The organism is Amycolatopsis sp. NPDC024027, from assembly GCF_040638975.1.
GTDB lineage: Bacteria > Actinomycetota > Actinomycetes > Mycobacteriales > Pseudonocardiaceae > Amycolatopsis.
On sequence record NZ_JBEZYY010000005.1, the window covers coordinates 358939 to 385517 of the forward strand.

21 protein-coding genes and 1 pseudogene are annotated in these 26579 nt (G+C 71.1%); 7 read left to right on the forward strand and 15 right to left on the reverse strand.

Annotated features, from left to right (window positions below; genetic code table 11):
- Positions 1–107 precede the first annotated feature (107 nt).
- The 7 genes from gcl to AB0F52_RS16040 all read right to left on the reverse strand — a co-directional run bounded on the left by gcl (position 108) and on the right by AB0F52_RS16040 (position 9190).
- Entirely contained in the window at positions 108–1796 is a 1689-nt protein-coding gene (gene gcl, locus AB0F52_RS16010; RefSeq protein ID WP_360170505.1) for a glyoxylate carboligase, read from the reverse strand.
- 1 nt (position 1797) lies between these two features.
- Positions 1798–2685, reverse strand: a complete 888-nt coding sequence (locus AB0F52_RS16015; RefSeq protein WP_360170508.1) for a 2-hydroxy-3-oxopropionate reductase — start codon at positions 2683–2685, stop codon at positions 1798–1800.
- On the reverse strand, positions 2682–3494 hold the full coding sequence (locus AB0F52_RS16020) for a TIM barrel protein (RefSeq protein ID WP_360170798.1): 813 nt from the start codon (positions 3492–3494) through the stop codon (positions 2682–2684). The genes AB0F52_RS16015 and AB0F52_RS16020 overlap by 4 nt, the downstream gene beginning before the upstream one ends.
- 139 nt (positions 3495–3633) lie before the next feature.
- Positions 3634–4491, reverse strand: a complete 858-nt coding sequence (locus tag AB0F52_RS16025; RefSeq protein WP_360170511.1) for a 2Fe-2S iron-sulfur cluster-binding protein — start codon at positions 4489–4491, stop codon at positions 3634–3636.
- Positions 4492–4524: 33 nt separating this feature from the next.
- On the reverse strand, positions 4525–6267 hold the full coding sequence (locus tag AB0F52_RS16030; protein WP_360170514.1) for an NAD(P)H-dependent oxidoreductase subunit E: 1743 nt from the start codon (positions 6265–6267) through the stop codon (positions 4525–4527).
- Between the two features lies 1 nt (position 6268).
- Positions 6269–8188: a molybdopterin-dependent oxidoreductase gene (locus tag AB0F52_RS16035; protein WP_360170517.1), complete on the reverse strand. Its 1920-nt coding sequence runs from the start codon at positions 8186–8188 to the stop codon at positions 6269–6271.
- A 12-nt stretch (positions 8189–8200) separates the two neighbouring features.
- Complete coding sequence (locus tag AB0F52_RS16040) at positions 8201–9190, reverse strand: 2-dehydropantoate 2-reductase (RefSeq protein WP_360170520.1); 990 nt, start codon at positions 9188–9190, stop codon at positions 8201–8203.
- Between the two features lie 252 nt (positions 9191–9442).
- Here AB0F52_RS16040 and AB0F52_RS16045 point away from each other — a divergent pair, with 252 nt between their 5' ends.
- Positions 9443–10240, forward strand: a complete 798-nt coding sequence (locus tag AB0F52_RS16045) for a GntR family transcriptional regulator (protein ID WP_360170523.1) — start codon at positions 9443–9445, stop codon at positions 10238–10240.
- Between the two features lie 277 nt (positions 10241–10517).
- Here the strand turns inward: AB0F52_RS16045 and AB0F52_RS16050 are convergent, their stop codons facing one another.
- The 4 genes from AB0F52_RS16050 to AB0F52_RS16065 are packed head-to-tail and all read right to left on the reverse strand — an operon-like array spanning position 10518 to position 17035.
- Positions 10518–11894 (reverse strand): OFA family MFS transporter, encoded by a 1377-nt coding sequence (locus AB0F52_RS16050; RefSeq protein WP_360170526.1) that lies wholly within the window; start codon positions 11892–11894, stop codon positions 10518–10520.
- Positions 11895–11926: 32 nt separating this feature from the next.
- Complete coding sequence (locus AB0F52_RS16055; protein ID WP_360170529.1) at positions 11927–14053, reverse strand: acetate--CoA ligase family protein; 2127 nt, start codon at positions 14051–14053, stop codon at positions 11927–11929.
- A gap of 1 nt (position 14054) precedes the next feature.
- The gene (gene frc, locus AB0F52_RS16060) at positions 14055–15284 is read right to left on the reverse strand and encodes a formyl-CoA transferase (RefSeq protein WP_360170801.1); all 1230 of its coding nucleotides are present in this window, start codon (positions 15282–15284) and stop codon (positions 14055–14057) included.
- A gap of 14 nt (positions 15285–15298) precedes the next feature.
- Positions 15299–17035, reverse strand: coding sequence for a thiamine pyrophosphate-binding protein (locus AB0F52_RS16065; RefSeq protein ID WP_360170532.1), 1737 nt, complete (start codon positions 17033–17035; stop codon positions 15299–15301).
- A gap of 262 nt (positions 17036–17297) precedes the next feature.
- Between AB0F52_RS16065 and sucC the strand changes: the two genes are divergently transcribed.
- Genes sucC through AB0F52_RS16080 form a run of 3 tightly spaced genes read left to right on the forward strand, consistent with a single transcriptional unit; the run spans position 17298 to position 20341 of the window.
- Positions 17298–18443: an ADP-forming succinate--CoA ligase subunit beta gene (sucC, locus tag AB0F52_RS16070; RefSeq protein WP_360170535.1), complete on the forward strand. Its 1146-nt coding sequence runs from the start codon at positions 17298–17300 to the stop codon at positions 18441–18443.
- Between the two features lie 3 nt (positions 18444–18446).
- Positions 18447–19331 (forward strand): succinate--CoA ligase subunit alpha, encoded by an 885-nt coding sequence (gene sucD, locus AB0F52_RS16075; protein WP_360170538.1) that lies wholly within the window; start codon positions 18447–18449, stop codon positions 19329–19331.
- Positions 19331–20341, forward strand: coding sequence for a LysR family transcriptional regulator (locus AB0F52_RS16080; RefSeq protein ID WP_360170804.1), 1011 nt, complete (start codon positions 19331–19333; stop codon positions 20339–20341). The genes sucD and AB0F52_RS16080 overlap by 1 nt, the downstream gene beginning before the upstream one ends.
- On the opposite strand, the gene fdhD is transcribed toward AB0F52_RS16080, so the two are convergent.
- From fdhD to AB0F52_RS16095, 3 genes are all read right to left on the reverse strand, one after another.
- Positions 20329–21165 carry a formate dehydrogenase accessory sulfurtransferase FdhD gene (gene fdhD, locus AB0F52_RS16085; RefSeq protein WP_360170541.1) on the reverse strand — a complete coding sequence of 279 codons (837 nt, stop codon included), beginning with the start codon at positions 21163–21165 and terminating at the stop codon, positions 20329–20331. The genes AB0F52_RS16080 and fdhD overlap by 13 nt on opposite strands.
- 1 nt (position 21166) lies before the next feature.
- The gene (locus AB0F52_RS16090; protein ID WP_360170544.1) at positions 21167–22477 is read right to left on the reverse strand and encodes an OFA family MFS transporter; all 1311 of its coding nucleotides are present in this window, start codon (positions 22475–22477) and stop codon (positions 21167–21169) included.
- 490 nt (positions 22478–22967) lie between these two features.
- Positions 22968–23378 carry an Lsr2 family protein gene (locus tag AB0F52_RS16095; RefSeq protein ID WP_103339250.1) on the reverse strand — a complete coding sequence of 137 codons (411 nt, stop codon included), beginning with the start codon at positions 23376–23378 and terminating at the stop codon, positions 22968–22970.
- Between the two features lie 471 nt (positions 23379–23849).
- On the opposite strand from AB0F52_RS16095, the pseudogene AB0F52_RS16100 reads away from it, so the two are divergent.
- Positions 23850–24032 (forward strand): annotated as a pseudogene (locus tag AB0F52_RS16100) (class I SAM-dependent methyltransferase); the annotation flags it as partial.
- Between the two features lie 248 nt (positions 24033–24280).
- On the opposite strand, the gene dinB reads toward AB0F52_RS16100, so the two are convergent.
- Positions 24281–25471 (reverse strand): DNA polymerase IV, encoded by a 1191-nt coding sequence (gene dinB, locus AB0F52_RS16105; RefSeq protein WP_360170548.1) that lies wholly within the window; start codon positions 25469–25471, stop codon positions 24281–24283.
- Positions 25472–25626: 155 nt separating this feature from the next.
- Here dinB and AB0F52_RS16110 point away from each other — a divergent pair, with 155 nt between their 5' ends.
- Together AB0F52_RS16110 and AB0F52_RS16115 are read left to right on the forward strand one after the other, a co-directional pair.
- Positions 25627–26046, forward strand: a complete 420-nt coding sequence (locus AB0F52_RS16110; protein WP_360170551.1) for a hypothetical protein — start codon at positions 25627–25629, stop codon at positions 26044–26046.
- Between the two features lie 16 nt (positions 26047–26062).
- Positions 26063–26575 carry a 2'-5' RNA ligase family protein gene (locus tag AB0F52_RS16115; protein ID WP_360170554.1) on the forward strand — a complete coding sequence of 171 codons (513 nt, stop codon included), beginning with the start codon at positions 26063–26065 and terminating at the stop codon, positions 26573–26575.
- The last annotated feature ends 4 nt before the right edge of the window (positions 26576–26579 follow it).

Consider the following 26579-nt stretch of genomic DNA (forward strand, 5'->3'; position numbering starts at 1 on the left):
TGAATTTCGGCCTCGCGTTTGTACTTTCCGACAACCCCCTGATCGCGGCCGCGGAAAGGCCGCCGCACGAGGTCAGGTCTCGTGCGGCGGCCGTGGTCACGCGGGGGTTACGCGAGCTCGAACTCCTTCACGGCGTCGAGGGCGGCGCCCATGGCGGCGTTGCCCTCGCGCTCGATCATGATCTCGACCAGGACCGGGCGGCTGGTGCGCTCGGCTTCCTTGCGCGCCCATTCCAGGGACGTCCGGATCTCCCCCGGCTCGTGCACGCGGGTGCCGGAGCAGCCGTAGGCCTCCATGATCTTCACGTTGTCCGTGCCGATCGAGTCGTAGTGGATGTCGACCTCGAAGTTCATTTCGTAGCCGGTCTCGGCCTGCCGGATGAGCCCGAGGTACTCGTTGTTCAGCATGATCAGCACGAACCCGACGTCGTACTGGGCGGCCACCGCCAGTTCCTCGACCAGGAACTGGAACGAGTAGTCGCCGACCACGCCGACGACCTCGGCTTCGGGACGCGCCTTCTTGACGCCGATGGCGGCCGGGATCTCCCAGCCGAGCGGGCCGGCCTGGCCGCACACCTGGTAGTGGCGCGGCTTGTGCACCTGCTGGAACTGGCCCGACCAGATCTGGTAAAGCCCGATCGCGGTGACGAAGTAGGTGTCTTCGCCGAAGGTTTCGTTGATCTCCTTGAACACCCGCGGCGCCTTGATCGGCAGGCTGTCGAAGTCGTCCCGCCGGGGCAGCGCCTGCTTGAGCTCCGCGATCCGGGCGACCCAGTCCCGCCTTTCCGAAACCTCGCGCTTCTCCAGGGCCGTCAGCAGCGCGTCGAGGAACTCCCGCGTGTCCGAGACGATCCCGAGGTCGGGACCGAACACCTTGCCCAGCTGGGTGGGCTCGATGTCGACGTGGATGAACTTCCGCTCGCCGCGGTAGACCGACAGCTCGCCGGTGTGCCGGTCGCCGAACCGGGCGCCCAGCGCGAGCACGAGGTCGGCCTCGAGGAAAGCCGCGTTCGCCCAGCGCTGGGACGTCTGGATGCCGGCCATCCCGGCGAACAGCTCGTGGTCCTCGGGGAAGCTGCCTTTGCCCATCAGCGTCACCTGCACCGGGACGTCCAGCCGCTCGGCGGCGGCCCGCAGCTGCTCGCTCGCCTCGCCGAGGACGACCCCGCCACCGGCCAGGATCAGCGGGCGCTCGGCGGCCAGCAGCAGGTCCAGCGCGCGCTCGACCCGCGCCGGCGCGGGCTTGACGGCCGTGACCGGCAGCGGCGAGTCGATCGAGGAGTCCCACTCGATGTCCTGCTTCTGGACGTCGATCGGGAGGTCGATGAGCACCGGACCCGGGCGGCCGGACCGGGCGATCCGGAACGCCTCGCGGAAGATCCACGGCAGCTGCGCGGCCTCCTTGACCTGCACCGCCCACTTCGTCACCGGCTTGGCGATCTCGACGATGTCGACGGCCTGGAAGGCCTCCTGGTGCAGTTTGGTGGTCGCCGCCTGGCCGGTGATGCAGATCATCGGGATCGAGTCCGCGTGCGCGGTGTAGAGCCCGGTGATCATGTTCGTCCCGGCCGGGCCGGACGTGCCGATGGCGACGCCGACGTTGCCGTTGGTCCTCGCCCAGCCGTCGGCCATGTGCGTCGCGCCCTCTTCGTGGCGGACGATCAGGTGCTCGATCGGCCGGCCTTGTAGGGCGTTATACAGCGGGAGGATCGCGGCGCCGGGGCAGCCGAAGACGGTGTCGACGCCTTCGCTTTCCAAGACGTCGACGACCGCCTGCATCGCGGGGATCCTGGGCATGTCACACCTCCGCCGGGACGCGGCCCGACAACTGTTCGACGACCTTCAGCAAGGCCGAGTGGTCCAGGGAGCCGTACCCCATGGCACGGCCGGCGGCGACGAGCTGGGCGACCAGCCCGGTGAGCGGGAGCGCGACGCCGGCCTGCCGGGCGGCGGCCAGGGCGATCCCCATGTCCTTGTGGTGCAGGTCGATCCGGAAGCCGGGGGCGAACCGGCGGTCCACCATGGACTGTCGCTTGAGCTCGAGGATCCGGCTGCCGGCGAGGCCGCCGGCGAGCACGTCGAGGCCCGTGGCCGCGTCCACTCCGGACGCTTCGAGCAGCACGATCGCCTCCGCCACGAGACCGTAGATCCCGCCCACGACGAGCTGGTTGGCGGCCTTCACCACCTGACCGGCGCCGTGCGGCCCGACGTGCACGACGGTTTTGCCGACCGCGTCCAGGACCGGCTTGGCGGCTTCGAAGTCTTCTTCGCGGCCACCGACCATGATGGACAGCGACGCCTGTTCGGCCCCGGCCTGCCCGCCCGAGACGGGGGCGTCGAGCACGTGGATCTTCTTGTCCCGCGCGGCTTCGGCGATCGCGATCGACGTCTCCGGCCGGATGGTGCTCATGTCGATCAGGAGCGTCCCGGGCCCGGCGGTGTCGAGGACGCCACCGGCGGCCAGCACCACCTCCTCGACGTGCGGGTGGTTCGGCAGCATCGTGATCACGACGTCCGCACCGGCCACGGCGTCGGCCACGTCGCGGGCCGCCCGCCCGCCCGCGGCTTCGAGCTTCTCCCCCGCGGCCGCGGCGACGTCGTAGCCGCTGACGTCATGGCCGGCCGCGACCAGGTGCGCGGCCATCGGGGCACCCATCACGCCCAGTCCGATGAATCCCAGTTTCATGCTCGTCCCCTTCGGGTCTTCGGCAGCCAGCTCAGCGACGTGACGGTGTCGGGTTCCGGGACGTACTCGATCCCGACGAACCCGGCGTAACCCGCCTTCTGGAGCCTCGCGAGGTACCCGTCGATGTCCAGCTCGCCGGTGCCGGGCTGGTGGCGCCCGGGCGCGTCGGCGATCTGCACGTGCCCGATCCGCGGTGTGTGCACCGTGACCAGGGCGTCCAGGTCGTCTCCGTTGACTGCCAGGTGGTAGAGGTCGGCCAGCAGCCGCACGTTTTCGCGCCCGAGGTCGTCGAGCACGGCCACGGCGTCCGCGGCGGTCTTGAGCGGATAGCGGTCCGCCCCGGAGAGGGGCTCCAGGACCAGCTGCGCACCGATCCGCGCGGCGGCGTCGGCGGCCTTGTCCAGGTGCACGCGGGCCAGGTCGTCCTGCTTGGCCGGATCTTCGCCGTCGAGCCGGTTGCCGTAGAGCGCGTTGAAGCTGCGGCAGCCGGTGCGTTCGGCGATCCCGAGGGCGACGACGAGGCTGTCGGCGAACTCGGTTTCCCGGCCGATCCACGAGACCAGGCCCCGCTCCCCCGCCGCCATGTCCCCGGCGTAGAAGTTCAGCCCGCGCAGGCGAACCCCGTCGAGGCTCCGCACGAAGGCGTCCACCTCGTCGCGCACGGGGACCGCGGTGTCGAACGGCCACCAGTACTCGACGTCGGTGAACCCGGCGTCCCGCGCGGCGGCGGCCCGCTCGAGGAGGGGGACCTCCTTGAACAGGATCGACAGGTTGGCGACGTACGGCAGGGAGTGGCCCTCTTCAAGCATCGCGACCTCGAATTTCACTATCCGGAATTTTTCTTTCGCATATCGAGAATAGCTGCTGAGCTGCGGCGCGGTCAACGCCCGGACGACGAAGGCGCCGTGACTCGTCGAGCCACGGCGCCTTCGGGCGGACGTGGTGCCGCTACCGGTTCTGGACGTGCTGCCAGCCGAAGCGGCCCTTGATGCAGAGGTTCCCGTGCGTCACCGAGCTCTCGTGCGGGGAGGTCACCTTCACGATCTCGTTGTCCTGGACGTGCAGCGTCAGGGTGCAGCCGACCCCGCAGAACGTGCAGATCGTGGACGTGGCCGTCTGGCGGGACTCGTCCCACGTGCCGTCTTCGCGCTTGTCGTACTCGCGCTTGAAGCTCAGGGCCCCGGTCGGGCAGACCTCGACGCAGTTGCCGCAGTACACGCACGCGCTGTCCGGCAGCGGGTTCGAGAACTCCGTCGAGATCCGGGCGTCGAAGCCGCGGCCGGCCACGGTGATCGCGAACGAGTTCTGCCACTGCTCGCCGCACGCGTCGACGCACTTGTAGCAGAGGATGCACTTCCCGTAGTCCCGGACGTAGAGCTCGTTGTCCACGAGAGCCGGCTGGGCGACGGTGGCGGCGTCGGGGCCGAAGCGGCCGGGATCGGCGCCGGTTTCCGCCAGCCACTCCGCGACGCCCGGCGTGGTCGACAGGTCCGTGGCCGACGCCAGGAGTTCGAGCACCACCTTGCGGCTGGTCCGCGTTCGCTCCGAATCGGTGTGCACCACCATTCCCGGCTCAGCTTTGCGCGAGCAGGACGGGACCAGTGTCCGCGAACCCTCGACCTCGACCATGCAGACCCGGCAGGCGTTCGCCGGTTCAAGGGTGTCGCCGTAGCACAGCGTGGGAATGTCCTTGCCCGCCGCGGTGCAGGCGTCGAGGATCGTCGAACCTTCCGGAACCCGGACGTTCTCGCCGTCCACGGTGAACTCGATCAATCGGCGCGGAATTCCGATGTCCACAATGGTCATGGCTCCTCCACGGGAAACGTGTGTCGTCGCTGGTCACTGCAGTGCTCCCAGCCGGTCGATGGCGGATTCGATGGCGTTCCACGCGGTCTGGCCGAGGCCGCAGATCGACGAGTCCCGCATCACCCCGCCGACCTCGCGCAGCAGCGGCCGCTCCTCCGTGCCGGCCGCGAGGACCCGGCGGATCGCCTCCTCCTGCCGCACGGTCCCGATCCGGCACGGGACGCACTGGCCGCACGACTCGTCGCGGAAGAACTCCGCGATCCGCAGCAGGAAGCCACCCAGGTCGGCCAGGTCGTCGAGGACGAGGACCACGCCCGAGCCGAGCGTCGTCTTCGCCGCCCGCGCGTCCTCGAACGTCAGCGGCAGATCCAGTTCGTCCGGCCGGACGAACCCGCCGGCGGCGCCGCCCAGCAGCACCGCGCGCAGCGAGCGGCCCTCGGGCACTCCCCCGGCCAGCGCGAGCAGCTCCCGCAGCGTCGCCCCGAACGGCACCTCGTAGACACCGGGCCGTGCGACGTTGCCGGACAGGCAGAACAGCTTCGGCCCGGCTGACGCCTCCGTGCCGATGGCCCGGTACGCGGCCGCGCCTTCGGTCAGGATCAGCGGCACGTTGACCAGCGTCTCGACGTTGTTCACCACGGTCGGCTTGCCGAACAGCCCCTGTTCGACGGGGAACGGCGGCTTCGTGCGGGGTTCGCCGCGGAAGCCCTCGATCGAGTTGAAGATCGCGGTCTCCTCGCCGCAGATGTACGCGCCCGCGCCGCGCCGGATCTCGATGTCGAACGAGAAACCCTCGTGCCCCATGACGTCCACACCGAGGAACCCGCGCTCGCGGCAGACGTCGAGCGCGTTCCGCAACAGCCGGAGCGCCCGGGGGTATTCGCCTCGCAGATAGATGTACCCCTGGCGGGCTCCGATCGCGAACGCGGCGATCGTCATCGCCTCGACGAGGGCGAACGGGTCGCCTTCGAGCAGCACCCGGTCCTTGAACGTGCCGGGTTCGCTCTCGTCGGCGTTGCACACCAGGTAGTGCGGCGCGGCGGGCTGGGCGGCCGCGGCCGCCCACTTGCGCCCGGTCGGGAACGCGGCCCCGCCGCGGCCGAGCAAGCCGGACTCGCTCACCTCGCGGATCACCGCGGCCTGACCGATGCGGAGGGCGTTCCGCAGGGCTGCGTAGCCGCCGGACGCGCGGTAGTCGTCCAAACTGGACGGATCGACGACGCCGACCCGGCGTAGCAGCCGCAGCCCTTCCTTCTGGTGGATCACCGGTGGCGCGCCTTCTCCCGCCGGCGTCCTCCCAGCGGCGAGGACGGCCGACGCGCCGGTGGCCGGGGCGAGCAGCTCGGACGTCGCCGGGTCGCCGGCTTGGAACGTCAGCGCCGCGGGGGCTCGTTCGCACACGCCGAGGCACGGGCTGCGCAGCCACGTGACCCCGCCGCGCGCCTTCCCCGCGGCGCCGACGTGCTCGGTGAGGACATCGCATACAGTATCCGCGCCGGTGAGCCGGCAGGCCAGGTCGGTGCAGACGTGCACCACCCGCTCCGGGCGCTCCTCCAGCGCGAACAGCGAGTAGAAGCTCGCCACGCCGTACGCGTCGGCGGGCGGCACGTGCAGCGTTTCGCAGATGAGGTTCAGCGCGCCCTGGCTGATCCAGCCGACCCGGTCGTTGACGGCGTGCAGGGCGGGGAGCAGCTGGTCACGGCCGCCGCCGGCGAACCCGGCGACCGCCGCCCGTTCTTCGTGCGACGCGACCGCGTCCAGCAGTTTGAGGTCCACTTCAGACCTCGGCCGGGATCTTGTCGACGCGGATGGCCGCCGCCTTGTACTCCGCGGTCCCGGCGATCGGGCAGGTCGCCTCGATGGTGATGACGTTGACGTCGACCTCGTCCGGGAAGTGGAAGGTCATGAACGCCAGCCCGGGCTTCAGCCCCTTGTCCAGCCGCACCGGCGCGACGATCTCGCCGCGCCGGGACGAGATCCGGACCAGCTCGTCGGGTTCGACACCGAGGGCGCGCGCGTCCTCCGGGCAGAGGTCGAGGGTCTCCCCCTGCCGCAGCGGGGACGGAAACCCGCCGGACTGGACGCCGGTGTTGTAGGAGTCCAGCCGCCGCCCGGTGGTGAGCCGGATCGGGAACTCCTCGGTGAGCAGGTCGACCGGCGGGCTGTGCTCGATGACCGTGAACGGCGCCGGCCGGCCGCGTTCGGCGGGGTCCCCGGCCCACAGCCGGGCGTGCAGGAACGTCGGCTCGAGGGTGTCCTCGGAGCAGCACGGCCATTGGAGACCGCCGAGCTCTTCCAGGCGCGCGTACGACATCCCGGCGTGCATCGGCGACAGCGACCGCAGCTCCTCCCAGACCTCTTCGCCGCCGGTGTAGTGCCAGTCGTGACCGAGCCGGCGGGCCAGCTCCGACAGCAGTTCGATGTCGTCCCGCGCGCCGTCCGGCGGCTCGAGGGCCTTGCGGACGCGCTGGACCCGCCGTTCGGAGTTGGTGAAGGTGCCGTCGCTCTCGCACCAGGCCGCGGTCGCCGGCAGCACGACGTCGGCCAGCTGGGCGGTCTTGGTGAGGAAGATGTCCTGGACCACCAGGTGGTCGACGTTCGCCAGCCGCTTGACCGTGTGCTCGCAGTCCGCTTCGGACTGCACGGGGTTTTCGCCGATGATGTACACGCAGGTCAGGTCGCCGCGGTCCATCGCGTCGAGCATCTGGGTGAGGTTGAGGCCCTGGTGTGGCGGGATCGACGAGCCCCACGCGCTGTCGAACTTGGCTCGGACGCCGGGGTCGAGGACGTCCTGGAAGCCGGGGAGCCGGTCCGGGATGGCACCCATGTCGCCGCCGCCCTGGACGTTGTTCTGCCCGCGCAGCGGGTTCAGCCCGGCGCCGTAGCGGCCGACCTGCCCGGCCAGCAGGGCCAGGTTGATCAGCGCGAGCACGTTGTCGGTGCCGTTGTGGTGCTCGGTGATACCTAGGGTCCACGAGAGCTGGGCGCGGTCGGCGCGGGCGTAGGTGTGGGCGAGTTCGCGGATCAGCCCGGCCGGGACGCCGGTCGTCTTCTCCGCGGCTTCGAGCGTCCACGGCTCGACCGACGCGGCGAACTCGGCGAACCCCTCGGTGGCCCGCTCGACGAACGTGGTGTTCACGAGTCCGGAGTGGATGATCTCCCGCGCGATGGCGTGGGCCAGGGGGATGTCGGTGCCGACCTCGAGCTGCAGCTGCCGGTGCGCCCAGCTCCCGGTGCTGGTCTGCCGCGGGTCGACGACGAAGAGCTTCGCTCCCTTGTGGACGGCCTTGAGCACGTGGTGGAAGAAGATCGGGTGCGCCTCGCGCGGGTTGCCGCCCCAGATCACGATGACGTCGGCGTCCTCGATTTCCTGGTAGGACGACGTGCCTCCGCCGCTGCCGAACACCCTCGCCAGGCCGGCGACGCTCGGCGCGTGGCAGGTGCGGTTGCACGAGTCGACGTTGTTCGTGCCGATCACCGCGCGGGTGAACTTCTGGGCGACGAAGTTCATCTCGTTGGTGGCGCGGGCGCACGAGAACATCCCGAACGCCTCGGGCCCCTTTCCCGCCAGGGTGCGGCGGATGCCGGCGGCGGCCCGGTCGAGGGCTTCGGCCCAGGTGGCCGGCCGCAGCACGCCGGAATCGCGGACCAGGGGCTGGGTGAGCCGGACGTACGGCTCGGTGTTCCTGCGCTTCACGGTGACCTCCGGTCAGTGCGACCCGACGGGGACTTTGCTGGTGTGGTCGAGCAGGGAAACGGCGGCGTGGACGTACCGCAGGGCCGGCGCGGGCACGCCGGTGAGGCCGGCCAGCTCGACGACCGCGCCGATGATCGCGTCGATCTCGAGGGGCTTGCCCGCTTCCAGGTCCTGCAGCATCGACGTCTTGTGGTGGCCGACGCGCCGGGCGCCGTCGATGCGCTTCTCGACCGAGATCGCCGGGTCGGCGCCGGCCGCGCGGGCGATGGCCAGGGTCTCGCTCATCATCGTGGCGACGAGCTCGCGGGTGTCCTCGTGCTCGCACATCTGGGCCATGGTCGCCCGGGTCAGCGCCGAGAGCGGGTTGAAGGCGACGTTGCCCATGAGCTTGATCCAGATGTCGTTGCGCAGGTCGGGTTCGACCGGCGCCTTGAGCCCGCCGGCGATCATCGCCGCGCTGAGCACCTTGGCGCGCGCCGAGATTTCGCCTCCGGGCTCGCCGAGGGAGAACCGGGTGCCCTCCAGGTGCCGGATGACGCCCGGCTCCTCGATGACCGTCGAGCAGTAGACGACGCAGCCGATCGCCCGGTGCAGTTCCAGCACCGCGGTCACCGAGCCGCCGGGGTCGACGGTCTCGACTCGCCGCCCTTCGAGCGGATGCCCCCGCAGGCCGTGGAAGTACCACCACGGGATGCCGTTCTGCGCGGCCACGATCGCCGTCTCCGGGCCGAGCAGCGGCGCGAGCAGCTCGCGGCACGCGGCGTAGGAGTTGGCCTTCAGGCCGAGGAAGACGAAGTCGGCTTCGCCCACTTCGGCGGGGTCGTCCGTGACGTGGGGATGGGCCGTGAAGTCACCACGGGGGCTCAGCACGCGGACGCCGTGCTCGCGCATCGCCGCGAGGTGGGCCCGGCGGGCGATCAGGTGCACCTCGGTCCCGCCGCGGTGCAGTGCGGCCCCGACGTAGGCGCCGATCGCCCCGGCCCCGAGAACAGCCACCTTCATGATGCCTCCCTGGTCCTGCGCGTGATTGCATACAGTATCCTGGATCCAGGATCGTGAACAGCCCTCTTTCCGCGACCACACGGGCGGCGCAGCAGAAAGCGACAATTCAGACACAAGGGGTGACGTCAACCGGCTGCGATTGATCCACATCGGCCCGAAACCAGCACCAGCGGGTGAGTTGCGGGATTTTGCATACCAAAACCTGTATCCTGGAGGCAGATCACCGCTTTCCTCTCCGACTCGAGGTGCCCCGTGAGCCAGCCCGCTTCCCCGCTGCCCGACCGCGGCCCGACCGGCCGCCGCACGGCCAAGGGCTCGCTCAGCTCGACCGCCGCCAAGCGCGTCGAGCGGCCCGCGCCGCTGCGCCAGGTCGTCTACGAAGCGCTCGCCGAACTGATCATCAACCGCACCCTCGAACCCGGGCAGCACCTGGTGGAGGCCGACCTCGCCGAATACCTCGGCGTGAGCAGGCAGCCGGTCCGGGAGGCGCTGCAGCGGCTGCAGAGCGAAGGCTGGGTCGACCTCCGTCCCGCGCAGGGCGCCTTCGTGCACCTGCCCACCGACGAGGAGGCCGACCAGCTGCTGAGCGTCCGCAGCGTGCTGGAGACCCACTCCGCGAAGCTCGCGGCCGAACGAGCGAACGCCAGCGACGTCTTCCGCCTGCACGAACTGCAGCAGGCCGGAATCAAAGCGCTCGCCAAAGAGGACACCGAAGGCCTGGTCGCGGCCAACGCCGCCCTCCACGCGTTCATCACCGAGCTCTCGGGGAACGCCGTACTCGCGGAACTGATCGGCCTGGTCGACCGCCGGGTCCGCTGGTACTACACGCCGATCGCCCGGCCCCGCGGGCGCGACGCCTGGAACGAGCACGAAGAACTGATCCAGGCCATCGCCCGCCAGGACGCCGGCGCCGCCGAGAAGATCATGGCCAAGCACACCGAACGGACCCGCCAGGCGTATCACGAACGTCCGGCTGTGTCTTCTGGGGCCGAGCCCCAGACCCCGCCGGGGGCAAGCCCCCGGCCCCCCGGCGGGGGCGAGCGCCGCTGAATCTCCCGGGCAGGGCAAGCACCGCTGGACCCCCGGCCGGGCGAGCACCGACTCCCCAGCGGGGTGAGCACCCCTCCCCACCCCGGCCGGGCGGGACCGCTGAATCCGCCGGCCGGGTGAGAGCCACTGGCCCCCCAGGCTGGGTGATCTCCGCTGAATTCCCCAGCGGGGTAAGCATCGCCCCCGGAGAGGCCACCAGACCAGATGAGCGCTGTCTCCCCGGAGGAGGCCCGCCGCTGCCTCTCCGGCGGAGTCAGCGGCCGCATCCTGGTAGTGGTCAGCCGCCGGCTGCGGCGGAAGGCCGGGCCACCAGCTCGGTTTCCGCGAGCTGGTTGCGCGGCCGGCCCGGCTGGCGCAGGAACAGCGTCAGCACCGCCGAAAGCACCGCGATGCACCCGGCCAGGACGTACGCGCCGGTGTAGCCCCACGCGCTGATCACCCCCGCCGCGAGCCCGCCACCGCCGACGCCGCCGACCAGTTTCGCGCTGTAGACCAGTCCGTAGTTCGACGCGTTGTTGTTCTCGCCGAAGTAGTCCGGCACCAGCGCGGCGAACAGCGGGTAGAACGCGCCGCCGCCGAAGCCGGTCAGGAACGCGAACACCATGAACAGCACCAGGTTGTGCGTGTTCCCCGCGTACAGCACGCCGAACTGCGCGCCGGCGGCGATCAGCAGCACGATCGTCAGCGTCTGGCGCCGGCCGAGCTTGTCCGATGCCCAGCCGACGACCGCGCGACCCGTGCCGTTGACGATCGCCAGCACGCCGGCCGACGAAGCCGCGACGAACGCGCCGAAGTGACTTTCCTTGGCGAAGGGCACCTGGAAGTTGATGCCGAACAGCGAGACCCCGCCGATGATCACCAGGCACACCCACATCAGCGGGAGCATGCCGGTCCGGATCGCTTCCACCGGTGTGAACTGGCGGACCGCGGGTGGGTTCTTGGCGAGGGTCTGCACGCCGACCTTGCCCTTCGCCCACGTCAGCGGGTCGACCTCCTGCGGCCACCAGCTCTTCGGCGGGTCCTTGAACAGGAACCCGCAGACGCCGACGACGATCAGCATGTACAGGCCGATCCCGTCCAGCACCCCGGTGACGTTCTCGTGCCCGAGGAACGCGCTGAACAGGTAGATGAACGGCACCGAGCCGTAGGCGAAGCCGCCGTTCACGAACCCGGTGCGCGCGCCGCGCTTCTCCGGGTACCACTTGCCGACCATGTTGATGCAGGTCGCGTACACGAGGCCGGCGCCGGTGCCGCCGAGGACCGAGTACCCGATGAACGCCAGCGTGAGGTTCCCGCTGTGCGCGATGGTGAAGTAGCCGATGCCGCTGCACACGGCACCGGCCAGCATCGCCGTCTTCGCCGAGACGACGTTGCGTTCCCGGAGCCGGCCCGCCGGGAAGGCGACGCCGGCCTGGAACACCGCCCAGATGCTGGCCAGCCAGAACGCGTCCGACAGCGTCCAGCCGTACTTCTCCTCCAGCGTGCCCTCGACGGCGCCCCAGCCGTACTCGAACACGCTGACCGCCATCATGGCGACCCACGGCAGCCACACCATCCAGCTGCGTGAGCGTCCCATGATGTCGTGCGGGGATTCGCCTACCCGGTAGACTCTTCCGTTCTGGTCAACTATCTCCTGGTACGTGGCTGCGGTCATGAGAGTTCTCCTTCGTCGCCGTTGACTCAGGTTCAGAGCAGGCCCGCGGCCCGCGCCCAGCGGTACTTCGCGCCGAGCACCGCCACGGGCTTCTCGGTCGTGTACGGGTACGCGACGACGCCGCGGTCGTACAAGTAGTCGCTCGCCTCCTCGACTTCGACGTCACCGGACAGCGACGCGACAACGGGCTTGTGGATCCCCTTCTCGCGGTACTCCGCGACCACCTCGGCGACCAGTTCCGCGAACACCATCGGCGGGGTGACGATGGTGTGCCAGTAGCCCAGGATCAGAGCGTGGATGCGATCGTCCTCGAGGCCCAGCGCGATCGTGTTGCGGTAGGTCGAGGGTGGCTCGCCGCCGGTGATGTCCACCGGGTTGCCCGCCGCACCGAAGGGCGGGATGAACTTCCGGAACGCCGTGTCGAGGTCCGGCGGGATCGCCATCAGGTCGAGCCCGTTGTCGACGCAGGCGTCCGACAGCAGCACGCCCGAACCACCCGCGCCGGTGATGATGACGACGTTCTCGCCCTGCGGCGTGGGCAGCAGCGGGATGCCGCGGGCGTATTCGAGCATGTCGTTCAGCCCGGGAGCCCGGACCACGCCGCTCTGGCGCAGGATGTCGTCGTAGACCTTGTCGTTACCGGCCAGCGCGCCGGTGTGCGAGCTCGCCGCTTTGGCACCCTGGGACGTCCGGCCGGCCTTGAGCACCACGACCGGCTTCCGCCGCGAGACCCGCTTCGCCGTCTCCGCGAACGCGCGGCCGTCCTTGAGGTCCTCGAGGTGCATGGCGATGAGCTCGGTGTGGTCGTCGTGCTCGAAGAAGGTGAGCAGGTCGTCCTCGTCGATGTCGGCCTTGTTGCCGACGCCGACGATCGAGGAGACACCCATCTTCGCCGACCGGCTGAAGCCGAGGATCGCCATCCCGATGCCGCCGCTCTGCGACGACAGGGCGACCCCGCCCTTGACGTCATACGGTGTACAAAATGTCGCCGACAGGTTTTCCGGCGTGTAGTAGTAGCCGTAGATGTTGGGCCCGAGGATGCGCACGCCGTGCCTGCGGGCGATCGCGACGACCTCGTCCTGCAGCTCGATGTTGCCGGTTTCGCCGAAGCCGGACGGGATGAGGATCGCGCCGGCCACGCCCTTCCGGCCGGCCTCTTCGAGGGCCGCGGGCACGAACTTCGCCGGGATGGCGAAGACCGCGACGTCGACGTCGCCGGGTACGTCGGTGATGCTCGCGTAGGCCTTGCGGTCGAGGATCTCGGCGGCCTTGGGGTTGATCGGGTGGATCTCCCCCGCGTAACCGCCGTCGACCAGGTTCTTCAGCACCGAGTTGCCGATCTTCCCGGCTTCGGCCGACGCGCCGATGACCGCGACCGACGCCGGTTTCATGATCCGGTTCATCGAGGCGAGGATCTCCTCCTGGGTGAACCGCACCGGCTCCTTCGCCGCCTCCGGGTCGACCAGGATGCGGACGTCGACCGCGGTGGCCCCGCTCGCCGTGGCCAGCACCGGGTTGAGGTCCACTTCGGACAGCTGCGGGAAGTCCGCGACCAGCTGCCCGAGCCCGGTGATCACGGCCGCCAGCGCGTCGCGGTCGACCGGATCCGCACCGCGGACGCCGCGCAGGATTTCGGCGGCCTGGATACCGTCGACCATCGACAGCGCTTCCGCCGTGGTCGTCGGCGCGAGCCGGAACGTGACGTCCTTGAGCACCTCGACCAGGATGCCGCCGAGACCGAACGCGACGATCTTGCCGAACGTCGGGTCGGTGACCGAGCCGATGATCACCTCCTGGCCCTCGGTGAGCATCTGCTGCACCTGGACGCCGAGGATGCGCGCATCGGCCTGGTAAGCCTGGACATTGTCTACAATCTGCACGAACCCCGCGGAGACTGCCTCCACGTCCTGCAGGCCGACGAGCACGCCGCCGGCCTCGGTCTTGTGCAGGACGTCCGGCGAGACGATCTTCAGCACCACGGGGAACCCGATGGCTTCGGCGTGCGCGACTGCTTCGTCGGCCGTGGTGGCCAGCCGCTCAGCGGGAGTCGGGATACCGTATGCCTCGCACACCGCACGCCCCTCGGGCGCGGTCAGCGACGACCGGCCTTCGGCGGCCGCGTGCTCGAGGATCTGTTCGACCGCCGCGCGATCCGCCACGTCAGATCACCCCCGCCGCGCGGAACTTGTCGAGGTCCGCTTCACCGTAGCCGAGCTCGGCCAGTACCTCGTCGTTGTGCTCCCCGAGCAGCGGCGGCCGTTCGATCTCCACCGGCGAGTCGGACAGCTTGAGCGGGCAGCCGACGGTCTTGAAGGTGCCGCGCTCGGGGTGCGGGACCTCGACGACCGAGCCGAGCTCGGCGAGGGTCTCGTCCTCGATCAGTTCCTTCGTGGACAGGATCGGTCCACAAGGGATGTTGTGGGCGTTCAGCTCCTCCATCACTTCCCACTTGGTGTGCTTCTCGGTCCACTCCTCGACGAGCGCGAACATCTTGTCCAGTTTGGACAGCCGGACCTCGGGCGTGGCCCACGCCGGGTCGTCGGCCAGCTCGGCCTTGCCGATCAGCCGGGCGAGCGGCGCCCAGCCGGGTGGCTGGACGATCACGTAGATGTAGTCGTTCGGCCCGCCAGGCGCGCACTTGACCGCCCAGCCGGGCTGGCCACCGCCGGAGGCGTTGCCCGAGCGCGGGACTTCGTCGCCGAACTGGTCGTTCGGGTACTCCCCCAGCGGACCGTGGGCCAGCCGCTGCTGGTCGCGCAGCTTGACCCGGCACAGGTTGAGCACGGCGTCCTGCATGGCGACCTGGACGCGCTGGCCGCGGCCGGTGGAAGTGCGCTGGTACAGCGCGGCGAGGATGGCGGCCACCAGGTGGATGCCGGTACCGGAGTCACCGATCTGCGCGCCGGTCGCGGTCGGCGGCCCGTCCTCGAAGCCGGTGGTGCTCATCGCGCCGCCCATGGCCTGCGCGACCACTTCGTAAGCCTTGAAGTCGGCGTAGCGGCCGGGACCGAACCCCTTGATCGAGGCGTAGACCAGCCGCGGGTTGAGCGCGGCCAGCTTCTCCCACGGGTAGCCGAACCGGTCGACCACGCCCGGGCCGAAGTTCTCCACCAGGACGTCCACCCCGGACACGAGCTTCTCGAAGACTTCCTTGCCCTCGGCGCTCTTCATGTTGAGCGTGATGCTGCGCTTGTTGGCGTTCAGCATCGTGAAGTAGAGGCTGTCCACGCCGGGCAGGTCGCGCAGCTGGCCGCGGGTGATGTCGCCGCGGCCGGGGGTTTCCAGCTTGATCACGTCCGCGCCGAGCCAGGCGAGCAGCTGCGTCGACGACGGACCGGACTGCACGTGCGTCATGTCGAGGACGCGGACGCCCTCCAGTGCCTTGCCCATGCCATGGCCTCCGCTCACTTGTACATGGTCTGGTTCATGGTTCCGGGGGCGTACACGTCGGGATCGACCCAGACGTTGATCAGCGATGGCTTGCCGGACTCCCGCGCCCGCAGCAGCGCCGGCCCGATGTCGGCCGGGTCGCGGACCTCCTCGCCGTGGCCGCCGAGCATCCGCGCGAACTCGTCGTAGCGGACGTCGCCGAGGGTGTTGCCGACGCGCTCGCGCGGCAGGCCGTACTTCGCGGCCTGGCCGTAGCGGATCTGGTTCATCGACGAGTTGTTGCCGACGATCCCGACGAACGGCAGGTCGAACCGCACGAGCGTCTCGAAGTCCCAGCCGGTGAGGCTGAAGGCGCCGTCGCCGAAGAGCGCCACGACTTCCTTGTCCGGGCGCGCGTGCTTCGCGGCCAGGACGAACGGGATGCCGACGCCGAGTGTCCCGAGTGGACCGGGGTCCATCCAGTGGCCGGGCGACTTGGGCTGCACGACCTGGCCGGAGAAGGTAACGATGTCGCCGCCGTCGCCGATGTAGATCGAGTCCTCGGTGAGGAACTCGTTGATCTCGTGGACCAGCCGGTACGGGTGGATCGGGCTCGCGTCGGAGTGCTGCAGCGGCAGCCTCTTCTGCTTCGCCTTTTCCTCCACGGCCTGGAGTTCTTCGAGCCACGCCTTGCGTCCGACGGCGCCGTTGTCGGCGCGGCCGGACGCGGCCTCGGCGACGGCGGCGAGGACCTGGCCCGCGTCGCCGACGATGCCGAGGTCGATGTCGCGGTTCTTGCCGACCGTGCGGTAGTCGAGGTCGATCTGGACGACGGCGGCGTCCTTCGACAGCCGCTTGCCGTAGCCCATCCGGAAGTCGAACGGGGTGCCGACGATGACGATGACGTCGGCGTTGTCGAAGGCGTAGCGGCGCGAGAGCTGGAAGTGGTGCGGGTCGCCCGGGGGCAGCGTGCCGCGGCCGGCGCCGTTCATGTACGCCGGGATGTTCAGCGTCCGGACGAGCTCGGTCGCGGGCCCGGTCGCCCGGGTGGTCCAGACCTGGCTGCCGAGCAGGATGGCCGGCTTCTTGGCGTGCACCAGCAGGTCGGCGAGCTTCTCGACGTCGGCGGGGTCGCCCGCGTTCTTCGTCGACGCCCGGTAGCGGCCGGCTTCGGGGATGCGGGCCTGGTCCAGCGGCACGCGCGCGTCGAGGACGTCACGCGGGATCTCCAGGAACGACGGTCCGGGCGCGCCGGCGTAGGCCTCGCGGAAGGCCATCGAGACGAGGTCGGCGACGCGGGCGGTGTGCGGCACGGTGGCGGCGAACTTGGTGATCGGCGTCATCATGTCCACGTGCGGGAGGTCCTGCAGGGACCCCATCTTGTGCTGGGTCAGCGCGCCTTGGCCGCCGATCAGCAGCATCGGGCTCTCGGCGCGCAGCGCGTTCGCGACTCCGGTGACGGCGTCGGTGGTGCCCGGCCCGGCGGTGACCACCGCGCAGCCGGGCTTGCCGGTGATCCGCGCGTAGCCGTCAGCCGCGTGCGCCGCGACCTGTTCGTGGCGGACGTCGATGACCTCGATGCCTTCGTCGACGCAACCGTCGTAGATGTCGATGATGTGGCCGCCGCACAGGGTGAAGATCGTGTCGACCCCTTCGGCCTTCAGCGCCTTGGCCACCAGGTGGCCGCCGGAAATTTCCGCGGGCGCGGGCTCGGCGCCGTTCGTCGCTGCGGCACTCTCCCCCTTGGTGGTGCCGGTCGTGGTCAGCGCCATGGCTCAACTCCTCTGGTCCGCCGCCGGATTTCTCTTGTCCGGCGGTGCGTGTCGCCTCTTCTTCCATCAACTGAGTTCCGAGGTCAGCGGCCCCTTCGCGGCAGACTGTAGATTGCATACCGTATGGGGTAGGCATATAGTCACTCTTCAAGCAGCCCGTGTCCAGGGCCATCCGCAGGGTTTTTCCGGACTCGAAACCGGCCCCCGCGGACCACCACTCCACGCCCTTCGCCCGGCCCCGTCGCGGAAAGGACGCTCCCCCATGGACTTGTTCGAACACGAAGCCCGCGATCTCTTCGAGAAACACGGCGTACCGGTCCCCCGCGGCCGGGTCGCCGCCGATCCGGCCGCGGCCCGGTCCGCCGCGGCCGCCCTCGGCGCGCCGGTGGTGGTCAAGGCCCAGGTGAAGACGGGCGGGCGCGGCAAGGCGGGCGGCGTCCGCGTGGTGCACACGGCCGACGACGCCGAGCAGGCCGCCGACGACATCCTCGGCATGGACATCAAGGGGCACACCGTGCACCGCGTCCTGGTGACCGAGGCCAGTGATATTTCGGACGAGTACTACCTCTCCTTCCTGCTCGACCGGGCCGGGCGGACGTTCCTCGCCATGGCGTCGGCCGAAGGCGGGATGGAGATCGAGGAGGTCGCGGCCACCCGGCCGGACGCTCTGGTCCGGGTACCGGTGGATCCGCTGACCGGGGTCGACCCGGCCGCGGTCGCCGCCGCGTTCCCCGCCGACGTCCGCGGTGAGGTCGCCGGGGTCGTCGAGAAGCTGTGGGAGGTGTTCGTCGCCGAGGACTGCACGCTCGTCGAAGTCAATCCCCTGGCTCGCACGGCCACCGGGATCGTCGCACTGGACGGCAAGATCACGTTGGACGACAACGCGTCCTTCCGCCGTTCCTCGTCGTTCGACGACCCTTCGGACGGAGATCCGCTCGAGCGCGAGGCCCGCGCGAAAGGCCTCAACTACGTCAAGCTCGACGGCGACATCGGCGTGATCGGCAACGGCGCCGGCCTGGTGATGTCCACTTTGGACGTCGTGGCGGCAGCCGCGGCCGAGGCGGGCGCGCGGGGGCCGGCGAACTTCCTCGACATCGGCGGCGGGGCGTCGGCGCAGGTGATGGTCGACGGCCTGACCGTGATCCTCGGCGACCCCCAGGTGCGCAGCGTGTTCGTCAACGTCTTCGGCGGCATCACCGCGTGCGACGCCGTGGCGACCGGGATCGTGCGGTCGCTCGGGGTTCTGGGAGCGCGCGCCGCCAAGCCGCTGGTGGTCCGGCTCGACGGGAACAACGTCATCGAAGGCAGGCGGATCCTCGCCGAAGCCGCTCACCCCCTGGTCACCGTGGTGGCCACCATGGACGATGCCGCCCGCGAGGCGGCGAAGCTCGCGATCGCGGAGGTCTGAGCCGTGGCCATCTTCCTGGACGAGAACAGCCGGATCGTCGTTTCGGGCATCACCGGCTCCGAAGGCGCGAAGCACACGCGGCGGATGCTGGCCGCCGGGACGAACGTCGTCGGCGGCGTCAACCCCCGCAAGGCCGGGCAGCAGGTGGAGCTTGCCGGTCGTTCGCTGCCGGTGTTCGGCAGCGTCGCGGACTCGATGGCGGCGACCGGCGCGGACGTCTGCGTGCTGTTCGTGCCGCCGCCGTTCGTCGCCGGCGCCGTGATCGAGGCGGTGGACGCCGGGATCGGGCTGGCGGTGGTGATCACCGAAGGCGTCCCGGTGCACGACAGCGCGCGGCTGTGGGCGCACGCCGTCGCGGCCGGCGGGCGGACCCGGATCATCGGCCCGAACTGCCCGGGCATCATCTCCCCCGGCCGGGCGAACGCCGGGATCATCCCGGCCGACATCACCGGCCCGGGGCGGATCGGCCTGGTGTCGAAGTCCGGCACGCTGACGTACCAGCTCATGCACGAGCTGCGCGACATCGGGTTTTCGACCTGCGTGGGCATCGGTGGCGACCCGATCATCGGGACCACGCACATCGACGCGGTCGAGGCGTTCGAAAAGGACCCGGAGACCGACCTGATCGTGCTGATCGGCGAGATCGGCGGCGACGCCGAAGAACGGGCCGCGGAGTTCGTGCGCGCCAACGTGTCGAAGCCGGTGGTCGGGTACGTGGCGGGCTTCACGGCCCCGGAAGGCAAGACGATGGGCCACGCGGGCGCGATCGTGTCGGGCTCGGCGGGAACGGCCGCGGCGAAGAAGGCGGCGCTGGAAGCCGCGGGGATCCGGGTCGGGCGCACGCCGAGCGAGACGGCGGCGCTGGCCCGCGAGGTCCTCGCCCGGTGATGGAGCTGCGCCAGCTGGCGGTGGTGGTGGCGGTCGCCGAGGAAGGTGGCTTCACGGCGGCCGCGCAGCGCCTGCGGACGGTTCAGTCGACGGTGTCCACGGTGGTCCGGGCGCTGGAGCGGGACCTGGGCACACCGCTGTTCCACCGCACGACGCACCGGGTGGTCCTGACACCGGCGGGCGAGGCGTTCGTCCCGGCCGCACGGGCGGCCCTCGATGCGGCCGAGCGAGCCCGGGCGGCGGTGTCCCCGGTGACCGGCCGGGTCCGGCTCGGGGTGTGCCCGGGCTTGCTGGCGGACCTGCACCGGACGCTGGCCCGGCTGCGGCACACGCACCCCGGCCTGGCGCTGGAGGTCCGGCAGCTGCGGCCGGAGCGGGTGCGGTGCGAAGTGGCGGAGTCCACTGTGGATGTGGCGCTGACGCTGGTTTCAGGCGGCGGCGCGGCCGGCTCGGTGCCCGGAGGCGGGAATCCCGGCCCTGCGGCCGAACCGGCGACGACCGCACCCGCGGAAAGCCGCCCCGCAGCCACCGAACTCCCCATCCCCCGCAATCCCGCACCCGCCCAACCGGTCGCTACCCCGCTCGGCGCCGACGAACTGGTCCTCGTCACCGCGCCCGGCGGCTCGCGCCCCACCCCCGCCGAACCGATCGCCACCCCACTCACCGCCGACGAACTGGTCCTCGTCACCGCGCCCGGCGGCTCGCGCTCCGCCCCCGCCGATCTCTCCGGACTGTCCCTCGTGGACTTTCCGGTGGGCTGGGCGATCCGGGAGGCCGTCGACCGCGCCTTTCCGCGCCGGCGAGTCTCCCTGGAAGTCGATGATCTCGCCGTGGCCGCCGGGCTCGTGCGGGCCGGGCTCGCCGCCTGCGTTCTGCCGTCCGCCGCCGTCGGGCGGTTTGCGGACCTCACCGTGCGGCGGTTCGACCGGCCCGTTCCGTGGCGGCTCGCCGCCGTGCACCGGGCCGACTCCGGCCCCGCCGTCGCCGCCGTGCTCGCTCAGCTCGGCTGAAGACCCAGGCGGTCCGGTCGCGTGTAGACGTTCATCGACGTCCCGCGCAGGAACCCGACCAGCGTCAGCCCCAGCTCGGCGGCCAGGTCCACCGCCAGCGACGACGGCGCCGACACCGCGGCCAGCAACGGGATCCCGGCCATCACCGCCTTCTGCACCAGCTCGAACGACGCCCGGCCGCTCACCATCAGCGCCGTCCCGGACAGCGGGAGCTCGCCGTCCCGGGTCGCCGAGCCGACGACCTTGTCCACCGCGTTGTGCCGGCCGACGTCCTCGCGCAGGCACCGCAGCTTCCCGCCGGCGTCGAACAGCCCCGCCGCGTGGAGACCGCCGGTGCGGTCGAAGACCCGTTGCGCCGCACGGAGTTCGTCCGGCAGCCCGGCCAGGGTCGCCGGGTCGGTCGCGAACGGGTCGCCGGCGACCGGCCAGGTGACCGACGTGCGCACGGCGTCCAGGCTCGCCTTGCCGCACAGGCCGCACGAGGACGTCGTGTAGAAGTTGCGCTCCAGCGAGGCGTCCGGCGGAGCGACGCCGTCGGCGAGCACGACGTCGAGAACGTTGTAGGTGTTGCCGGACGAACTCCCAGCGGCGCCGGCGCAGTAGCGGATCGACCGGATGTCGGCCGCCGCGCGGACCACGCCTTCGCCGACCAGGAATCCGGCGGCGAGGTCGAAGTCGTCGCCGGGCGTCCGCATCGTGATGGTCAGCGGCTTCCCGGCGACCCGGATTTCCAGGGGCTCCTCGACGGTCAGCGTGTCCGGCCGCGTGGTGTGCCCGCCGTCGTGGACGCGCAGCACCCGCCGCCTGCTGGTCATCCGCCCCACGTCAGGCCACCGGCAGCAGCGACTTGGGCCGGCCCGGCTGGGTCAGCCGCCCGGACAATACCGCCGCGGCCAGGCTCAGCACGCCGGCCGCGGTGAAGGCGCCGACGAACCCGTGCGCCGTCACGACGAGCGCAGCCGGGGCGATACCCACCACAGCACCGACGGCCTTGGCGCTGTAGAGGATCCCGAAGTTCTGCGCCGCCGACTCCTCGCCGAAGTACTCGCGCACCAAGCCGACGAGCAGCGTGTAGCAGCAGCCGTTGCCGAGGCCGGCCAGCGCGACGCCCAGCAGCAGGCCGGCGGCGTGCCGGTGGGCCCCGGAGTAGAACAGCACGAACTGGGCGACCCCGCCGGCGAGCAGGGCGAACCGCAGGATCCGGTGCCGGCCGAGCCGGTCGGCGAGCCGTCCGATGAGGACACGGCCGCTCCCGGTCGCCGCGGCGAGCAGCGCCAGCGCGGCCGCGGCGAGCCCGGGCCCGCTGCGCGCGGCGGTGAACGTGGCCAGGTAGGCCAGGTCGAACAGCAGGACGGCGGCCGCGAGCACGACGACGAGGTACAGCGAGAGCGTCGTCCGGCACCGGAACAGTTCCGCCGGCCGGTAGTGCCGGACCGCGGGACGCCGGTTGTGCGCCCGGTCGAGCGCCCAGGCCCGGGGTTCGGGCGTGGCAGGCCACCAGTGCCGCGGTGGGTACCGCAGCAGCGCGGCGCACCCGGCGATGACGACGAGCACGACGGCGGCGGTGACGTCCAAGAGCGCCGGACGCGCGGCCGGCCGGGCGGCGGCGAGCACGACGAAGGGAACGCTGCCGAAGGCGAACGCCCCGCTCACGATGCCGGCGCGGGGGCCGGTGCCGTCCGGGAACCAGGCGAGGACCGCGCCGACGCACGTGGCGTACACCAGCCCGGTGCCGAGGCCGCCGAGCACGGAGTAGCCGAGGAACACGGCGGACAGGCTGGTCGCGTGGCCGAGCGTCACGAGCCCGGCGGCGCACAGGACCGCGCCGGCCGCCATCGCCACGGGGGCGGGGAGCAGGCCACGGTCACGGAGCCACGCCACCGGGAACGCGGCCCCGGCCTGGCAGACCGCCCACACCGCGAGGGTGAGGGCGATCCCGCCGGACGTCCAGCCGGGCAGCCGGCTCAGCGACGGCACGATCGCGCCGAAGCCGTATTGCTGCACCCCGGCGGCGAGCATGGCGGCGGCGGCGAGCGCGGTGATCCACGCTCGCGGCCGGCCGAGCAGTTCCCGGTCGGACTCCCCGACGCGGTATCGCCGTCCGTAGACGTCTCGCAGCTCGCGCACCTCGGCCATGCCGACCGCCTCCCACCAAACTGAAGATTGTATGCAGTATGGAGTAGGCTGAGTGTGCACTCGGAGGCGGTGGATGTCTACCCGGAAGAGGGCGCGGGGGCCCGGATGGCGGAGCGAAGGGCCACGAACCGGCGCAGGGCAGCAGTTACGCCACGACGGCGTCGCCGGCTGTCACGGCGCGAAGGGGAGGCGGCCCGGTGGCCATCGAGGGAGGAGGCGGCCACCGGACCGGTGCTCCGCCGCGGTACCGGCCGCGCGGAGCACTGACAGTCTGGCCATCGAAACCGCTTTCCGACAAGCTTTCGCCGCCACCGGATGGCGCAACGCCCGATTGGCGGCGCCGAGAACCGGCGCAGCCGGTCCAAAGAGAACCGCCGGCGTGACAGCGAGGCACGAAGGGAACACCGAACGCCACCCGAGCACGGTCAAGCGGCGACCGGCCGGCGAAGCTGCGCCTGCCGGCGCGCCTTCGCCGGCACGGGCACGGCTTTCAAGACTTCTTGCGGGTCGCTCGCTTGCGCGCCGGCTTGGCTTCGGCCGGTTCGGCCGCCGCGGCCTGGTCGGCCTCGAAGCCGGCGATGATCTCGCTGGACAGGCGGCCGCGCTCGGCGACCTCGTAGCCGTTCGCCTGCGCCCACTCGCGGATCTGCCGGTTGCGCTCGCGGTCGGTGCCCGAGCCGGACGGGCCGGACAGCGACTGGCCGGTCGCGAGGCGGACCTTGCGGCCGCCGATCCGCCGCGCGGCGGCGACGTAGCGACCCAGTTCGTCCCGCAGCGCGGAGGCGTTCTCCTCGGACAGGTCGATCTCGTACGTCACCCCGTCGAGGCTGAAGGGGACGGTCTGCGAAGCCTCGCTGCCGTCGAGGTCGTCCACCATCTGGACCTGCACCCGTTGCGCCATGATTCGTCGTTCCTCATCTTCTCCAGAACACGGTCGGACTGACCCTAACCTGTCGAATCATGCCCGGCACGCGCGACACCCTGAAGCGTCCACAATGGCCGCCCGGGCGAGCGGCTCGCCCGCGTCCAGAGTGACCGCAACGGCGCCGAAATGCTCGTCGTTTTGGCGTCGATTCAATTTCGTGATATGCTCGAAATCGAATCGGTACCACGACGGCACGAACCTCGCCGGTTTTCCCGCTAATACTCCTCGCCCCGGCCACACCGCCTTCACGGCCACCGCCGCGCGAGCGGTACATTTGCGCCCCGCCACCGAGCCGCTCATCTTCTCCGATACCCTCGCGGCACGCCCGCTCGGCGACCACGCCGAGGAACTCCTGACCTACCACCGGCTCCACGGTACCCACCGTCCGATCCTGCCCGTGCCCGCGCCGAAGCGGTGCACCGGAGCCGGTTCGGCGAAGCGTGCCCGATGCGCGGCAATTCCGGTATAGACCAGTATGCGATTCTCGGCGCCGGGGTCGAATCGTTCGCGCCCCGGACCCCGTCGCGACGATTCCGGGGGTTCGAGGCCGACCATCCGCCGACTCAGGTCGTCAAACAGGAACTGCCGCCCGGCGTCGACCTCGCCGAACCGGCTTCGACGACCTTCGTCCCGGCCGACTTCGAAGCCGGGCCGCCGCGGCAACGGCTCGTCCAGAGTGGACTGGACCGTTTCTCCCCGTGTTCGCCGGCTGGCTCGGTGTCACCGGCTCCCCGGGCGCGGGCGGCGATTGCCGTGCCATTGCCGGAGCTCCGCGGATTCGCGCCGATCGCAAATCGTGGCCGGTCACCTGCCGCCGGCGGAACTGCGCCACGCGGTACCGCATCGGCCGAGAACTCCGCGGACGCTGCCGGGAAACCTCAGTCGGGCAGCATCGGCACTTCGAGGTCGTCCGGCCGGCCGAGCAGCACCGCACGGGTGACCGCGGACTTCCCGAACCGGTCCCGCACGGCGTCGAGCGCGGTGTCGAGCTCGGTCGCCGGCTGCCGTTCGAACGGCAGGGCCGGCTGGAACGGGTTGTCGTCGGCCAGGTTGGACAACGCCGCGCCCAGCAGGGTGATCCCGCGGTCGGCGATCAGCGGCAGCGCGGCGACGAGCAGCTCCCGCGCCGCGGCGAGCAGCACGCCGGTGCCGGCGGTCGGGTCGGTCAGCGTGTGCGAACGGGTGGCGCGGGAGAAGTCGGCGAAGCGCAGGCGGATCGTCACCGTCCGGCAGACGCGGCGGGCCGCGCGCAACCGGCGGGCGATCCGGTCGATCAGCACGACCAGCACGACGTCGAGCTCGGCCGGGGTCCGCCTGCCGCGCCCGAGGGCCCGCTGGGCGCCGATCGATCGCCGTCGCGTGCCGATCTCGACGCGGCGCGGGTCGTCGTTGAGCGCCAGGTGATGCAGGTGCGATCCGGCGGCCCGGCCGAGCAGGCCGACGAGGTCCACGTGTTCGGACGCGGCCAGCTGCCCGACGGTCGTGATGCCGCGCGCCCGCAGCTTCTCGGCGGTGACCTTGCCGACGCCCCAGAGCGCCGAAACCGGCAGCGGGTGCAGGAAGGCCAGCTCGCCGTCGTGCGGGACGACGAGCAGGCCGTCGGGCTTGGCGACGCGGCTGGCCACCTTGGCGAGGAACTTCGTCCGCGCCACCCCGACGGTGATCGGCAGTCCTGCCCGCTCGGCGACGGCGGTGCGCAGCCGTTCGGCGACGTGGCTCGGCCGCCCGCCGATCCTGGCCAGCCCTCCGACGTCCAGGAACGCTTCGTCGATCGAGATGCCTTCCACCCACGGCGTGGTGTCGTGGAAGACCTCGAAGACCGCCCGGCTGGCCGCGAGGTACGCCGACATCCGGGGTCGCACGACGACCGCGTGCGGGCACAGCCGGCGGGCCTGCGCGCCCCCCATCGCGGTGCGCACGCCGTAGGCCTTGGCCTCGTAACTCGCGGCGAGCACGACCCCGCCGCCGACGATCACCGGCCGGCCCTTCAGCGCGGGGTCGTCGCGCTGTTCGACCGACGCGTAGAACGAATCGAGGTCGGCGTGCAGGATGGGCCCCTCGTCGGTCATAGAACATATGTTCGCATATCCGGGCACCGAAGTCCGCTCATCCGCCTACCGCGGGTGACGTGCCGCCGGTCGAAACTGCGCTCTTTGACGGTTGTCGGCGCTCTGTCGCCCGGCTCACACTCGAGCCAACGCACCACCCGACGACTGGGGGCGACATGACCGAGAAGTGCCGATGCGGCGACCACCACGCCGAAGCCGGGCCGGACCCGGAAGACCGGCCGTCAGCACCGCGGCACCCACTGCTGGCGGCGACCCTGGCGCACGAAGACCACGTGGAGGACGCCGGCGGCCTGGATCCGACCGACCGCGTGACGTGCCGGACGCACCACCGCTGGCTGCACGACTGCGTGGCGTCGCCGGTGCACACGAACCCGGCCATCGGGTACCGGTGGTGCCGTCGCTGCGACCACCAGGCGCTGGTCGCGGTGGACGAGCTGGCGGGCGAGGTCACCATCCGGTGCGGGCTGTGCGGGGCGATCCCGCACAGCCGGGCCAACCAGGAGCTGGTGGAGCTGTGCCGGAGGAGCCTGGCGCTGGCCCGGTCCGCCCGGTTCCCGGCGATCGCCGCCGCCTGACTGCCATGATGCGGAGGTGCCCGCACCCGGAACCACCGCGTTGCTCATCCTGCTGCCCGCCGCCGAGCCGGCGCTGGCCGCGGCCCGGCGGGTCGATCCCGCCTTGGTCCGTCCGGGCGTGCCCGCCCACGTGACGGCGCTGTACCCCTTCTTGCCGGATGCTTCGCTGACCGACGAGGTCTTGGCGGACGTTCGCGCCGTGGCGGCCACCGTGCCCCCTCCGGAAGTCCGGTTGACGGAGCTGGTGGTGGCGCCGGGGTTCGTGGCTCTCGCCGCCCCCGCTCTCCAGGCGATCACCGATGCGGTTTGTGCCCGGTGGCCGGAGGTCCGGCCGTACGGAGGGCGGTTCGGTCCGCGCCCGGCCCCGCACCTGACGGTCGCGATGGGCGGTTCGGAGGACGCTCTCGAGCGAGTGGCCGGAGAAGTGCGGCCGCTGCTGCCGCTGGCCGATCGCGCGGAGGCACTGCAGCTGGTGGCGCTCACGGACCGCGGCTGGGAGCCGCGGCTGGAGGCACCCTTCGCCGGGTGAGCGG

Coding starts and splice junctions, on each gene's coding strand:
- gcl (WP_360170505.1), bottom strand. CDS start 1,796: ATGCCCAGGATCCCCGCGATGCAGGCGGTCGTCGACGTCTTGGAAAGC.
- AB0F52_RS16015 (WP_360170508.1), bottom strand. CDS start 2,685: ATGAAACTGGGATTCATCGGACTGGGCGTGATGGGTGCCCCGATGGCC.
- AB0F52_RS16020 (WP_360170798.1), bottom strand. CDS start 3,494: ATGCTTGAAGAGGGCCACTCCCTGCCGTACGTCGCCAACCTGTCGATC.
- AB0F52_RS16025 (WP_360170511.1), bottom strand. CDS start 4,491: ATGACCATTGTGGACATCGGAATTCCGCGCCGATTGATCGAGTTCACC.
- AB0F52_RS16040 (WP_360170520.1), bottom strand. CDS start 9,190: ATGAAGGTGGCTGTTCTCGGGGCCGGGGCGATCGGCGCCTACGTCGGG.
- AB0F52_RS16050 (WP_360170526.1), bottom strand. CDS start 11,894: ATGACCGCAGCCACGTACCAGGAGATAGTTGACCAGAACGGAAGAGTC.
- frc (WP_360170801.1), bottom strand. CDS start 15,284: ATGGGCAAGGCACTGGAGGGCGTCCGCGTCCTCGACATGACGCACGTG.
- AB0F52_RS16065 (WP_360170532.1), bottom strand. CDS start 17,035: ATGGCGCTGACCACGACCGGCACCACCAAGGGGGAGAGTGCCGCAGCG.
- sucC (WP_360170535.1), top strand. CDS start 17,298: ATGGACTTGTTCGAACACGAAGCCCGCGATCTCTTCGAGAAACACGGC.
- AB0F52_RS16080 (WP_360170804.1), top strand. CDS start 19,331: ATGGAGCTGCGCCAGCTGGCGGTGGTGGTGGCGGTCGCCGAGGAAGGT.
- AB0F52_RS16090 (WP_360170544.1), bottom strand. CDS start 22,477: ATGGCCGAGGTGCGCGAGCTGCGAGACGTCTACGGACGGCGATACCGC.
- AB0F52_RS16095 (WP_103339250.1), bottom strand. CDS start 23,378: ATGGCGCAACGGGTGCAGGTCCAGATGGTGGACGACCTCGACGGCAGC.
- dinB (WP_360170548.1), bottom strand. CDS start 25,471: ATGACCGACGAGGGGCCCATCCTGCACGCCGACCTCGATTCGTTCTAC.
- AB0F52_RS16110 (WP_360170551.1), top strand. CDS start 25,627: ATGACCGAGAAGTGCCGATGCGGCGACCACCACGCCGAAGCCGGGCCG.